This is a genomic window from Alkalicoccobacillus porphyridii, from assembly GCF_007293315.1.
Lineage (GTDB): Bacteria > Bacillota > Bacilli > Bacillales > Bacillaceae_D > Alkalicoccobacillus > Alkalicoccobacillus porphyridii.
In genome coordinates, this window is sequence record NZ_VLXZ01000431.1 from 1 (window position 1) to 233 (window position 233).

Annotated in this window: 1 protein-coding gene; it reads left to right on the forward strand. The window is 55.8% G+C overall.

From position 1 onward, the window contains the following. A partial coding sequence (locus tag FN960_RS24830; protein ID WP_221936883.1) for a hypothetical protein occupies nt 1–233 on the forward strand: 233 nt, incomplete at both ends.

The window sequence follows — 233 nt, forward strand, 5'->3', positions numbered from 1 at the left end:
AGCTCATCGAACAACTATCGCTGGGCGTTTACGACGCGGTGCGCCGTTTGTTGGGTCGGTTACGTCCGCGCCAGTTGGATGATCTCACCCTGGAGCAGGCCATCCGCTCACTGATGCGGAAAATGGAGCTGGAAGGGCGCGGTATTGTCAGCCATCTCGAATGCCGAATCGATGAATCAGCGTTAAGCGAAAACCAGCGCGTGACGCTGATTCATCGATTCGCCATTCGAGAT